Origin of the sequence: Eubacterium ventriosum (assembly GCF_025150745.1) — a bacterium.
In the GTDB taxonomy this organism is placed as follows: Bacteria; Bacillota; Clostridia; order Lachnospirales; family Lachnospiraceae; genus Eubacterium_G; species Eubacterium_G ventriosum.
Genome location: NZ_CP102282.1, coordinates 2,455,073 through 2,467,653, shown reverse-complemented (window position 1 = coordinate 2,467,653; position 12,581 = coordinate 2,455,073). Strand labels below are relative to the sequence as shown.

At 33.2% G+C, this 12,581-nt stretch carries 14 protein-coding genes and 1 pseudogene; 11 read left to right on the top strand and 4 right to left on the bottom strand.

Translation table 11 applies throughout. The features are described from left to right. Positions 1-43: 43 nt before the first annotated feature. A pseudogene (locus tag NQ558_RS13225) lies at positions 44-103 on the bottom strand (AraC family transcriptional regulator); the annotation flags it as partial. 293 nt (positions 104-396) lie between these two features. Between NQ558_RS13225 and NQ558_RS11020 the strand changes: the two are divergent. From NQ558_RS11020 to NQ558_RS10995, 7 genes are all read left to right on the top strand, one after another. Beyond that, positions 397-801 carry an arsenate reductase ArsC gene (locus NQ558_RS11020; RefSeq protein WP_005360326.1) on the top strand — a complete coding sequence of 135 codons (405 nt, stop codon included), beginning with the start codon at positions 397-399 and terminating at the stop codon, positions 799-801. Positions 802-835: 34 nt separating this feature from the next. Continuing rightward, positions 836-967: a hypothetical protein gene (locus NQ558_RS11015; protein ID WP_259907574.1), complete on the top strand. Its 132-nt coding sequence runs from the start codon at positions 836-838 to the stop codon at positions 965-967. A gap of 32 nt (positions 968-999) precedes the next feature. Next, positions 1,000-1,161, top strand: a complete 162-nt coding sequence (locus NQ558_RS11010; protein ID WP_181991105.1) for a hypothetical protein — start codon at positions 1,000-1,002, stop codon at positions 1,159-1,161. A 320-nt stretch (positions 1,162-1,481) separates the two neighbouring features. Further along, positions 1,482-1,649, top strand: coding sequence for a helix-turn-helix domain-containing protein (locus NQ558_RS11005; RefSeq protein ID WP_005360329.1), 168 nt, complete (start codon positions 1,482-1,484; stop codon positions 1,647-1,649). Continuing rightward, a complete protein-coding gene (locus NQ558_RS13220; protein WP_084812538.1) occupies positions 1,576-1,776 on the top strand; it encodes an integrase core domain-containing protein in 201 nt (66 codons plus the stop codon). The genes NQ558_RS11005 and NQ558_RS13220 overlap by 74 nt, the downstream gene beginning before the upstream one ends. Positions 1,777-2,086: 310 nt before the next feature. After that, the gene (locus NQ558_RS11000; RefSeq protein ID WP_040446310.1) at positions 2,087-2,602 is read left to right on the top strand and encodes a hypothetical protein; all 516 of its coding nucleotides are present in this window, start codon (positions 2,087-2,089) and stop codon (positions 2,600-2,602) included. Between the two features lie 132 nt (positions 2,603-2,734). Further along, positions 2,735-2,950 carry a GNAT family protein gene (locus tag NQ558_RS10995; RefSeq protein ID WP_242652105.1) on the top strand — a complete coding sequence of 72 codons (216 nt, stop codon included), beginning with the start codon at positions 2,735-2,737 and terminating at the stop codon, positions 2,948-2,950. A gap of 78 nt (positions 2,951-3,028) precedes the next feature. On the opposite strand, the gene NQ558_RS10990 is transcribed toward NQ558_RS10995, so the two are convergent. The 3 genes from NQ558_RS10990 to NQ558_RS10980 are packed head-to-tail and all read right to left on the bottom strand — an operon-like array spanning position 3,029 to position 5,391. Then, positions 3,029-3,235 carry a hypothetical protein gene (locus NQ558_RS10990; protein ID WP_005360337.1) on the bottom strand — a complete coding sequence of 69 codons (207 nt, stop codon included), beginning with the start codon at positions 3,233-3,235 and terminating at the stop codon, positions 3,029-3,031. Positions 3,236-3,251: 16 nt separating this feature from the next. Next, complete coding sequence (gltS, locus tag NQ558_RS10985; RefSeq protein WP_005360340.1) at positions 3,252-4,439, bottom strand: sodium/glutamate symporter; 1,188 nt, start codon at positions 4,437-4,439, stop codon at positions 3,252-3,254. A gap of 19 nt (positions 4,440-4,458) precedes the next feature. Next, a complete protein-coding gene (locus NQ558_RS10980; protein WP_040446313.1) occupies positions 4,459-5,391 on the bottom strand; it encodes a TAXI family TRAP transporter solute-binding subunit in 933 nt (310 codons plus the stop codon). A gap of 153 nt (positions 5,392-5,544) precedes the next feature. On the opposite strand from NQ558_RS10980, the gene NQ558_RS10975 reads away from it, so the two are divergent. From NQ558_RS10975 to NQ558_RS10960, 4 genes are all read left to right on the top strand, one after another. Then, on the top strand, positions 5,545-6,756 hold the full coding sequence (locus tag NQ558_RS10975) for an N-acetylmuramoyl-L-alanine amidase (RefSeq protein ID WP_005360347.1): 1,212 nt from the start codon (positions 5,545-5,547) through the stop codon (positions 6,754-6,756). Positions 6,757-6,991: 235 nt separating this feature from the next. Further along, positions 6,992-8,233: an ammonium transporter gene (locus NQ558_RS10970; RefSeq protein ID WP_005360350.1), complete on the top strand. Its 1,242-nt coding sequence runs from the start codon at positions 6,992-6,994 to the stop codon at positions 8,231-8,233. A gap of 24 nt (positions 8,234-8,257) precedes the next feature. Then, positions 8,258-8,614, top strand: a complete 357-nt coding sequence (locus NQ558_RS10965) for a P-II family nitrogen regulator (RefSeq protein WP_005360353.1) — start codon at positions 8,258-8,260, stop codon at positions 8,612-8,614. A gap of 213 nt (positions 8,615-8,827) precedes the next feature. Then, complete coding sequence (locus NQ558_RS10960; RefSeq protein ID WP_005360356.1) at positions 8,828-12,577, top strand: discoidin domain-containing protein; 3,750 nt, start codon at positions 8,828-8,830, stop codon at positions 12,575-12,577. The last annotated feature ends 4 nt before the right edge of the window (positions 12,578-12,581 follow it).

The window sequence follows — 12,581 nt, the reverse complement described above, 5'->3', positions numbered from 1 at the left end:
GTACAAAATCCTAAATGAACCAACAGCCGACCTGTCAAATAAATCAATTTAGGTATTCTCGTGGAGTCATCTGGTAGTATTCCTTAAATGCTTTGTAGAAATTATATAATTAGAAAACAAAGAGGACACCATCTTATATTAATGATAATAGTGGCATTTTTAACATTTTAATAGCTTGTCTTGAAATAAATTTCCATTACTCAAATTATACATTAGGATATTATGATTTTAGAAATATTACTTATGTTATTAAGAAGCAGTAACGGTTAAGGTTAAAGTTATTAAATGTATGTACTAGTCTAGTATATCTGCCATTGATACGTTTTGAATTATAATCTATAATAATTCAAAAGATAGAACACAATAAACAGTGTATAAAAGAGAGGTGTCCATTTTATGAGTAAGAAAAAAATAGCTTTTATTTGCGTACATAATTCTTGTAGAAGTCAGATTGCAGAGGCACTTGGACGTCATTTAGCATCAGATGTTTTTGAAAGTTACTCAGCAGGAACAGAAACAAAACCACAGATTAACCAGGACGCTGTCCGTATCATGAAGGAATTGCATGGAATAGACATGGAAGCAGAGGGACAGCATAGTAAGCTTATTAATGATATTCCAGATCCAGATATTGCAATATCTATGGGTTGCAATGTAGGATGTCCATTTATTGGAAGACCGTTTGATGATAATTGGGGAATTGAAGATCCAACAGGAAAAAGCGATGAGAAATTTAAGATAGTTATTGAACAAATCAGAAATGATATTTTGGAATTAAGAAGCAAATTAGATAAGGAATAAACGGCACAAATTTCAGTTTAGGAGAAAAAATTTCTTGGATAGAGTAATATTGAATGACCTTGATTTTGAAAACAGAAATGAGGCTCTATATTTTTTTGAAAAAATTATGGAAATTTATAAAAGCATTATTCCTGAAAGACACGCTGAAAACATTGAATATATGTAATAAGAGGCGATTTGGCATATCGTTGTCAAGTGGTGAAAAAAGTTAAATTCTTGAATGATCAGAGCATATATTGGGGAAATCAATTAGAATGTGAATTTGGTGGAGACAGATATTTTGGAAATTTGGTTGGTATGGATTTTATTATGACTTGCACATGTGAAGAAAATGGAGAGAATCTGGAACTTTTGTTATGAAAAAATAGAATTATTTACAATAAGAGTTTGCAAGCTCTCCCTAGATGAGAGGAGACTGTGAAATAAAGTCTGTAAATAGACATTCTATGATAATTGATGGAGCTGTAAGTTCATGAAATGAGCTTATAGCTCTTGTTTACTTTATAGGAAAGTTCGTTATCATGAAGGACAGAAAAAATCCCATACCTGAAATGAAAGGGCATGGGAAATAAGATGAGTATGTTAAAAAATGAAAAAAACTTCTGTAGTGGTAAACTAAATTTGTAACACCTCGTTCGAATAATATATTATAATATTACTCAAACAAGGAGGACATAATTATGTCAATACGTTACAGCGAAGACTTCAAAAAAGAAGTAGTTAAAGCCTATATGGCAGGCGACAGATCAATACATCAACTTGCTGTTGAATTCAATGTTGCAAAAAGTTCCGTTAGCAAGTGGGCTAACGAATACAGGGAAGAATGCCTTTATACCACCGTTTTTTAATGTAACCTCATTTTCAAGTGTGGAGATGATGGATGAGCTTACCATGAAATATATCAATTGGTATAATTATGTTCGTCCTCATTCGTACAATGATTATTTAACACCAATGGAAGCTCGTTACAGATAGATATTTATCGAACAAAGTGTTACAAAAATGCTTGACCACTACAGGTAGATGAAAATGGTGTGAAAGGTTAAATTCCACTTATGTAAAAGTAAATTCCACTGTAAGGTAGGAGAGTGGAATTTAAAATTTTATTTTAGGGTTACATGCATAGATAATAAAGCAAGTGAAAAAGTAGCATAAAAGTGATATAATAGTTATTAGACAAATAGACAATGTTTATGCATTAAGAGATGTAAGACATTAGTGAACGGAACACAAAACTAAAGTAAAAAATCTTTTTGTAAGCAATGTAAAAAATAATCAATATGTATTGTCATGGTCTAAGTCTCCTGGATGTACAGGTTATAACATTACATACACCGGTATCGGGAAAAACTCGAAAGCTTTCTTTAAAAAGACCGATTATAAGAAAACATCAATTACTGTAAACAGATCTTATTTTAAAAATAACAGAAATATTATTCTGGTGAATATTGCAGCAAATTATAAAACAGGAGCAACAGAAGCTACACAGATAGTTCTTTCGTTGGACAACAGACCACCAAAGATGAAAAAGAAGCGTCTTAATATAAAGAAAAAACAGATATCCTTTGAAAAAATGCTGATACCTGTTGATATTGTTCAATATTCAAAAAATAAATCATTTAAGAATGCTAAAACTGTATGGGATAAAAAGGGCGGTGGACTTAGGGCAATTAAAAAGCTAAAGCCTAACACAACTTACTACATAAGATATAGTATTACAACTGACGTATCCACTCTAAAAGAATATAAGAAAATTGGTGGAATTTGGTCCAAGACGATAAAGGTAAAGACAAAAAAATAATACTTTTTACATCCGATATCACAGTCACTATTAAATTTAATGGTAACTTTAAAAATAATCACCTTCAAGCTATAATTGAAAAAATATGGTTTGAAGGTGATTTTATATGGCTAGATAATGGATATAATTTAATTGGCTGAATATGGAGTGATTGTTGAAAAGAATATGCGGTCAAAAGGTATAGGAAAACAGTTATTGAATTTTGTATTGAACGGAGAGGAAAGTATAAATGAACAAAATCCCTGGGCAGTTGGTTTTTATGAATATATGGGAGTTGAAACATATAAAAGGACAGACCTTGATGAAGAAGGAAATATTTATCCACTATTGTATATGAATTTAAAATAAAAAAAGTCCGTTATCAAGACGCAAAATGATAGCGGACTTTTAGAATTTAATTAAGGATTTTTGAAAATCCATATAATATTATTTATTTTTCTTTGTACGAATATGAACTTCCGGTATAGCTACATTTTCATAGTTTATCGGAGAGTGTTTAGGTTTTTCCTCTTCGTGCTTATCTGATTTGTGAGTGTGAACCTCAGGAATGGCTACGTTGTCGAACGTAACATTGTAATTATACTCATGCTGTTCTTTTTTTGCTTCAAAAAATTTTCTCAATTTCTCAAACATATTTTACTCCTCAAAATTATAATATATTAATAAAAAATGTGATAACTAAACTATTAAGGAAGTCAGCAAACAAACTTCCTACAAGTGGTATGAGCAGGTATGCCTTTACTGAAGGAGCATATTTTTCACAAACTGCCTGCATGTTTGCCATGGCATTAGGTGTAGCACCCATACCGAAACCACAAGTTCCTGAAACAAGAATAGCGGCATCGTAATCTCTTCCCATAATGTTAAATTCCACAAAATAAGTGAAAACACAAATTAAAACAACCTGAGTTGCTAATAAAATAACAAGTGGTAGAGCTAGAGAAGCAAGTTCCCAAAGCTTTAAAGTAATCATAGCCATTCCAAGGAATAATGAAAGGCTAATACCACCAAGGTCGTTAATTTCACCCATGTGAATAGTAGTAATGCTTGTGTATTCGCAAATGTTTCTCATAAGTGCAGCGGCAAGCATGGCACCAATATAAATAGGGAATGTAAGTCCTGTCTGTGTAAGGAACATTGAAAAAATAGTTCCAAGTCCAATAGCAAGAATAAGCTGGAAAACAGCAGCAGGATACATATTAGTATGTCGTTCATGTTTCTTTTCATCTTCTACAAGTAAGCTGTCATCATCTGTTGATACAGTATCAAGTAGATTATGTTTTTCAATAAGACGCTTACCAAGAGGACCACCAACTAAACTTCCGAAGATAAGTCCAAATGTGGCAGCAGCTGTACATATTGTAGTAGCACCACTGATATTAAAATCTTCAAGTACAGGACCAAAAGCTCCGGCTGTACCGTGACCACCAACCATTGGAATTGAACCTGTACACATTCCAATAAGAGGATCAAGTCCTAAAGCTTTGGCAAGTCCTACGGCAGTAACGTTCTGGAGAAGTATCAATACGATAACAAGTCCAAGAAATACAATCAGTGATTTACCACCGCTTTTTAAAACTTTAAGATTTGCCTGGAATCCTACAGATGTAAAAAAGAATACCATGCAAACTTCTCGTAAAGTGTCATCAAAGGAAAATTCAGCAATTCCTGTTGTGTAACAAATACATGTCATAATGGCGAACAAAAGTCCTCCGATTACAGGAGAAGGAATACAAAATTTTTCCAAAAAGTTAATTCGTTTCTTTAAAAAATTTCCAAGTAAAAGTACCAAAACAGCAACAGCTAACGTCTGGTACATATCCAATTGAATCTTCATTATTTACCCTTTCTGTTAATTATTGTGTATTTAGATTAATTCCTTTTTCTTTATAGTAGGATTCTGCACCTGAATGAAAAGGAATTGTAATGTCGTCAGTGGCAAATTTTTCATCAATCTGAAGATCCAGGGATGTTGAATACTGGAGTTCTTTTGATTTCTTGAAGAGCATTTGCGTAAGCTGTTTAACAAGAGCTTCTGAAATAGAGTCTGATGTTATAAGAACAGACTTTACTCCAATTGTGTTTATATCTTCATCCTGTCCCTTATATGTTCCGGCAGGAATAGTATAACGACTATAAGAACTTGAATATGTGAGCATTTTGTTGATAACTGTGTCATCAATAGGAATAATGCGAATGTCACATTCTCTTGAAAGCTCATCAATAATTGTAGTTTTTAATCCGGCTGTACAGAAGAACGCATCAATGTCACCTGACTTAAGGCTATTAGCAGCATCAATGTAATCCATATTCTTAGTTGTAACAATGGAAGAAGGCATACCTGAAAATTCCAATATCTGATTGGCGTTTAATTCAGTACCTGATTCTTCTGCTCCAATACTTACTGTATGACCGGAAAGGTCGTTAATTGATTTAATATCTGAATCAGCCTTTACAACAAGCTGACATGCTTCGGTATATAATCCTGCAATGGCACGCAGATTGCTGTTCTTCTTGTAAGCGTTGTTAAGCAAATCAGCTTGGGCAATACCTAACTCAATATAGTTGTCAGATAAAAGTCGCAGGTTAGCAGATGAACCTGCAGTGGTTCTAACTTCAAATTTATAATTATCATATTCCTCATTTGCCAGTTCAGTAAAAGTGTTAGCAAAAGAGTAATACATACCACCAATATCAGCGGCACCGAATCGGATAGTATTTCCCGAAGCACGGCAACCACTAAGAATTAATAGTGTTAAACATAGCAGAATACTAAGCTTTTTTTTCATGTATTCGCTCCTTTCTGTCGTTTTCATTATATTTATTTTACAATGAAATTGCCTTTAAGAAAAGAAAAAAATATAAGATATATTAAAATAAACAATAAGACAAAAAAATGGTATAATTAAATTACAGATATTTACAATTTTCAGGAGGTACAAATGAGTAAAAGAGTAGTTAATAAAATAGTTGCTTTTACATTAATTATAGCTACGGTAGTGTTTTTCCAAGGAACAGGTAATAGTTATGCGGATATTCCAAAAGCTACCACGCCGAATCCAACCATATCAAATGTTGTAGTTAAGACAAATGAGCAGGTAACAAATAAGCAGACAACAAACAAGACTAATGTTAAGGTTAATGTTAAGAAGATTAGCATAGACACGGTAACAAGAAAGTCAGGAACTATTTCTGTTTCATGGAAAAAGAATAAAAAGGCTAATGGCTATAGAATCCAGTATTCTAATGATAAGGATTTCAAGAACGTAAAAAACAAAAATGTAAAAAGTGCATCAAAGACAAAGACTAAGATTGCAAAAGTAAATAAGTCTAAGAACTATTATGTTCGTGTTAGTGCTTACGTAAAAAAGAATAATAAAAAATATTATTCTGAGTGGAGTAATGTAGCAGAAGTTATTGCATGGAATACTAAGTGGGAATTTGCAAAAAATTCAAAGATTCATACTGATTCACCTACATTATATTTCTCTAATGCAGCTAAAAAGAAAAACAAAACAGTATGTGTAAATGCAGGACATGGAACAAGAGGCGGAGAAAGTGTTAAAACTTTATGCCATCCTGATGGAAGTAGCAAGGTTACAGGAGGAAGTACAGGACAGGGAGCCATAACTGCTACATCTATTAATGGTGGAACAACTCTAGCCGATGGAACAAGGGAGGCAACAGCCACACTTAAACTTGCTATGACTGTTAAGAAACAGCTTTTAAAAGAAGGCTATAATGTTCTTATGGTTAGAGAAAGCGATGATGCACAATTAGATAATATAGCAAGAACAGTTTTTGCTAATAATAATGCGGATTACCATATTGCATTACATTATGATTCAACATCTTCTAATAAAGGAGCTTTCTATATTAGTGTTCCTAACAACAACAAATATAGAAGTATGTATCCTGTTTCAAAGAATTGGAAGAAACACAATAATTTAGGAAAGAACCTTGTAAACGGAATGAGAAGTGCCGGTGTTAAAATTTATGGCAATGGTTCCATGGCAATAGATCTTACTCAGACTTCTTACTCAACAATACCATCTGTAGATTTGGAAGTGGGAGATAAGAGAAGCGACCATTCAAGCAAAACGTTAAAGAAGATTGCAATAGGCATTGGAAAGGGACTAAACAAAATTAAGTAAAAACTTAAAATAATTAAATAAATTCATTAGATAATTAAAAAAATAAAATATATACTTGTGTTTTCACTTAATAAATGATAGACTTCACGTCAACAAACAAGGGCGTTTGGCTTTATGGCCAGGCGCCCTTTTCGATGCCATAAATACTTGGACTGAAATTTATGGCATTGAAATGTTTTGGTACACAAGATGAGAATTAAGAAAAATATGTTAAAAGAGCAGGAGGTATTATTGCATGAATGCAGGAGACACAGGTTTTATGTTGACTTGTGCGGCTTTGGTATTTTTTATGACACCGGGGTTGGCATTTTTCTATGGAGGTTTAGTAAGAAGAAAAAATGTAGTTAACACTATGATGGCAATAGTTATGATTATGGGATTAGCTGTTGTTATGTGGGCATTGTTTGGATTTTCATTAGCATTTGGTGGAAATCATGGTGGAATAATAGGAGATTTCAGATGGCTTGGCTTAGAAGGAGTTGGATGGGGCACTGGACCTTATTCAGATTCAATTCCTAATTTAGTATTTTGTGCATTTCAGATGATGTTTGCAATTATCACACCGGCGTTAATTACAGGTTCTGTTGTAGGAAGAATGAAATTTAAAGCTTTATTCATATTTGTGGCAATATGGTCAATAATAGTTTATTATCCGTTAGCACATATGGTATGGGGGCAGGGGGGACTTTTGGCAGAATTAGGTTCTGTAGATTTTGCAGGAGGAGATGTTGTACATATCAGCTCAGGAATAACAGCATTGGTACTTGCAATTATTCTTGGAAGAAGAAAAGGTTATGAGAGAGCGACATACAGAATACATAATATTCCATTTGTTGTATTAGGGGCTACAATACTTTGGTTTGGATGGTTTGGATTTAATGCAGGAAGTGCCTTGAAAGCAGACGGACTTGCGGCGCATGCATTTATGACATCAGCTATTGCATCGGCGTCAGCATTGTTATCATGGATGTTATTAGATGTAATAAATGACAGAAAAACAACTTTGGTAGGAGCCTCAACTGGTTTGGTAATTGGTCTGGTAGCTATTACACCGGGAGCAGGATTTGTTCCAATTTGGTCATCTTTTATAATTGGTGCTCTTGTCAGCCCAATATGTTATTATGGAGTTATACTTATAAAGAAAAAATTAAAAATTGATGATGCATTAGATGCATTTGGTTGTCACGGAATAGGTGGTATATGGGGAGGAATCGCAACAGGTATATTTGGAAAAAGTTCTATTAATCCGGTAGCAAAATGGGACGGATTAGTTTATGGCGAATGGAGGTTATTTGTAGCACAGATAGAAGGAATACTTATTACAATTGTAATTGCAGTTGTGGGAACCTTAATTTGTGTAGCAATAGTAAGAATATTTACAACACTTAGAGTAACAGATAGAGAAGAAAGAATTGGACTTGATATATCACAGCACGGTGAAAATGCATATCCAAGTTTTAATGGTATGGATCAGTAATTAATTAAGAGGAGATGATATTCTATGATAATGAAAATAGATGCAATTGTTAGAGAAGAAAAATTTGAAGATGTAAAAAATGCATTAATGGAGATAGAAGTTAATGGTCTTACAGTATCTCAGGTAATGGGATGTGGCTTACAGAGAGGCTATAAAGAAATTGTCCGTGGTATGGAAGTTGAGCCACAGATGCAGCCAAAGGTTAAATTTGAGATTGTTGTTTCTTCAGAAGAGTGGGCAGAAAAAACAATAGAAGCAATAAAAAAAGCGGCTTACACAGGGGAGTTCGGAGATGGAAAAATCTTCAGTTACCCTGTTGCCAGTGCCACAAAAATAAGAACAGGTGAAACAGGGTATGATGCTGTACAGTGTCAGGAATAAAGCTTTATATAAAAATATTTAAGTTAACAAGTCATAGTTTTGTATTGTGTAAAAAATGCATGCTAAACTATGACTTTTTTCTTTAATAAAGAATGTTGGAAAAAAATTCACCTTTTTAAGTAAAATAATTGAATTGAAAACAAAGCTAAAAAATGTTATATTGTAATTTATGTAGATAAGTATGTATTTTACTATAAAAAAGGAGGAAGAATTTTGAAAAGGAGAGTAATAATAAAAAAGGCAATAGCAGTTGCAGTAACAATGTCATTAATGACATGTTTAGTGCCTAATGGCTCAATTACAGTTAATGCTGCATCGAAAAAATCAATGTTAAGCAAAACTAAAATTTCAGTAAATGTTGGAAAGAAGAAAACAGTAAAATTAAAAAAAGCAAAATATAAAGTAGTATGGAAAATTATATCAGGAAAAAAGAATATATCAATAAAGAAAAAAGGAAAATATAAACAGAAAATACAGATTAAAGGTAAAAAAATTGGTAAAGCAAAAATAAAGGCTGTATATGGAAAGAAAAAATATATTCTTAAAGTGACAGTTAAGGGAAATAATAAAGAAAATATTTCTAAAAACGTAGAAACACCAAAGAATATAGAAAACACATCAAAAACTACGGTTCAAACAACAGAGAAATCTTCAACAGTATCTACAACCGAGGCAAGAGTAACAACAGTACCGACAACAGTAGAACCAACAACAGTGATGCCAACAACAATGGCACCGACAACAGTAGTACCAACAACAGTGGCATCAACAACGGTAATGCCAACAACAGCGATACCAACAACAGCGATACCAACAACAATGGCACCGACAACAGTAGCACCAACAACAGTGGCATCAACAACGGTAATGCCAATAACAATGGCACCGACAACAGTAGTGCCAACAACAGTAGCACCAGCAACAGTGACACCAACAACAGTAGCATCAACAACAGCACCAATTATTCCGGACATGGAAGTAGATGAAAACATCAAAGCACCGGAAGGACTTGTATGGGCTGGGAATAAAGAATTACCATATTATTTTGCATGGGCTAAGGCAAGTGATGTAGATTCATATAATGTTTATGTAGATGGAAAATGTATTAAAAATGTGGTAGATGGAGCGGTTAACTTAGATGCCTCTGTATTTGAAAAAGGTTCAGGAGAATATACAATCTCAGTTGCAGCAGTAAAAGGTAATAAAGTATCTGTTGCAACATCATTAAAATATACATTTTCGCCAGATGGTCAGCTTGTTACAACAGAATCGGAAAAAGTAACAAATACACCAACAGACGCTACAACAGTGAAAACTACAACAACAGTAATGCCAACAACAATAGCAACAACAGAAATTCAAACAACAATAGCGCCAACAGCTCCAAGCCAGGAAGTAGATGAAAACATTAAAGCACCGGAAGGACTTGTATGGGCAGGAAATAAGGAATTACCATATTATTTTGCTTGGGCAGCTACAGATGGAGCTGATTCATATAATGTTTATGTAGATAATAAATATGTAACAAATGTTGAAGTAAGTTCAGTTAATTTGGATAAAAGTGTATTTGAAAAAGGTTCAGGAGAATATACAATCTCAGTTGCAGCAGTAAAAGGCAATAAAAAATCTAATTCAACATCAATCAAGTATACTTATAATAAGGAAGGACAACATGTAACAACAGTGGCTCCAACAGAAAAAATAACAGAAGTTACAACAACTACACAAAAAGAGTTTTATGAAGAGCCGGAAACAGAAGTTCATCCTAAGAACATAAATGTTGACAATTATATGAGGCAGATAGATACTTCAAGTTCAACTAGCATTAAAACAAGTGCAAATGAAGGAATGGAAAAACTTTTTGATGGAGATATAAATACAAAGTTATGTACATCAGATGGATTTCCACTAAGAATATCATGGCAGATGAAAAAGCCAATTATATTGAAAAAATATACATTAACAACAGCCAATGATAGTGAGACTTATTCTTATAGAAATCCAAAATCATGGCATTTGTATGGCTCAAATAATGGAACATCATGGACACAGATAGATACTGTAACAGATAGTGGAATTGAAGCAAAAAATTCAAAATCTTATACATATGAAACAGATATTCAGGAAAGCTATCAGTATTATTTAATACAGTTTGAAGGAAATGGAACAAATTATTATGGATTCCAGTTGGCAGAAATTTCACTTAATGGTGATGTGGCAGATGTTGATAAGGAAATGGGAGAAGATTTATCTTCTTACTATGACAGCATTTTTGCAAGTGCTACAACTGCAAAAGGTAATGGTGATGAAACACCATTTAATTTATTTGATGGACGTAAAGAATCAAAATTATTTGAATTTTCAAATCAGTTTAGCATTGCCTGGAAAATGAAACAGGATACAACATTATATAGTTACAGTTTAACAACAGCTAATGATAATGAAGCATATAAGGGCAGAAATCCAAAATCATGGATATTATATGGATCATCAGATGGAACTAATTGGGAAAAAATTGACACTGTAAATAATAGTGGAATGGAAGATGTTAACTTTAAGACATACAATTACACAGTGGATAAGGTTGGTTCATATAGATATTACAAATTAGATGTTAAAGCGGGATATGGAAGTTCAGTACAGTTGTCAGAAATATCATTGAAAGGAGCCTATATAAGCCCAAGTAAATATGATATTTTGTTTACAGGCGATTGGAAAGATGTAACAGTAGATGGTTATTTGGAAGAACTTACAAAACTGTTCTACAACAGTTATCCAAGATTATACCAGAGATGGGGTAATGGAACAGAACCTACAACTATTACATTTAAGGCTGATAACAATTATGATGGCGTAGCATATTGTCAGGGAACTACAGTATGTGTTTCAACTAAGTACGCTAACAGTCATCCGAAAGATATAGGATTTTTCTCACATGAAATAACTCATTCAGTACAGCAATATAGTGGAAAACTTAATTATGGTGATGATGTAGCGTGGTGGACAGAAAATATGGCAAATTATGGAGGGTTCAGATACTTCCATTGGTCAAATCCTAAATATGTACAGGTTTATGAAGCTACGGATACATCACTTCAGGACTGGGGTTATGAACAGTACGGAAATAATAAATGGTTCTTTGCATATATGGACTCAAAGTATCCAACAAGAAAGAATGCAGATGGAACATTAAAATATGGACTTATTGATAGTATAAATAAATTAATTAAAGACAATAACACCGGAAGTACTTACACAGATGATCCTTATAATACAACAACACCATTTAATAATGTAGTAAAACAGATTACAGGTTATGATTGTATTGAGTCTTTAAGAGAGAGATATGTAGAAGAGTTGCAGCAGGGTACATGGACATTTAAAGGATTTGCTGATTATGAAGATAATTGGCTTACTGAAAATATTGACGGAATACCAAATCCTGAATATCCAATGGTTGGTGAGAAACTACATGGAAATAAAACAGCAACTCAGTTAAATAATACAGTTACAGAAGGAACAAATCTTTGTCTTGGAGGAAAGGTGTATGATTGCTCCGGATATACAAACGATAACGAGAATGCACAAAAATTAATAGATGGAGATTTAAATACAAAATGGTGTGCAACAAGTTCTAATGTAACTAGTGGTGAGTACAAATTAAATGGCGTAAAGCATTGGGTAAAAATTGATTTGGGTCAGGAAAAAGAGTTTAATACATACACGCTTTACAATACAAGAAGTAAGGAAGGTTTTGGAAATACTACTGAATGGGAAGTTCTTGTATCCAACGATGGAAATGAATGGACATCAGTAGATTATCAACCGTCCAACAACAGTGCAGTATCTTCATTTAATATAGGAAACCAAAAGGCAAGATATATAATGATTAAAATATTTACACCTGATGAAGGTGTTGGAACACTTAGATTATATGACTTCCAGTTATTTAACATAAAATAGTGTA

Excerpts from the sequence above, each read along its gene's own strand:
- NQ558_RS11020 (WP_005360326.1), top strand. The coding sequence starts at position 397 with ATGAGTAAGAAAAAAATAGCTTTTATTTGCGTACATAATTCTTGTAGA.
- NQ558_RS11005 (WP_005360329.1), top strand. The coding sequence starts at position 1,482 with ATGTCAATACGTTACAGCGAAGACTTCAAAAAAGAAGTAGTTAAAGCC.
- NQ558_RS13220 (WP_084812538.1), top strand. The coding sequence starts at position 1,576 with ATGTTGCAAAAAGTTCCGTTAGCAAGTGGGCTAACGAATACAGGGAAG.
- NQ558_RS10990 (WP_005360337.1), bottom strand. The coding sequence starts at position 3,235 with ATGTTTGAGAAATTGAGAAAATTTTTTGAAGCAAAAAAAGAACAGCAT.
- gltS (WP_005360340.1), bottom strand. The coding sequence starts at position 4,439 with ATGAAGATTCAATTGGATATGTACCAGACGTTAGCTGTTGCTGTTTTG.
- NQ558_RS10980 (WP_040446313.1), bottom strand. The coding sequence starts at position 5,391 with ATGAAAAAAAAGCTTAGTATTCTGCTATGTTTAACACTATTAATTCTT.
- NQ558_RS10975 (WP_005360347.1), top strand. The coding sequence starts at position 5,545 with ATGAGTAAAAGAGTAGTTAATAAAATAGTTGCTTTTACATTAATTATA.
- NQ558_RS10970 (WP_005360350.1), top strand. The coding sequence starts at position 6,992 with ATGAATGCAGGAGACACAGGTTTTATGTTGACTTGTGCGGCTTTGGTA.
- NQ558_RS10965 (WP_005360353.1), top strand. The coding sequence starts at position 8,258 with ATGATAATGAAAATAGATGCAATTGTTAGAGAAGAAAAATTTGAAGAT.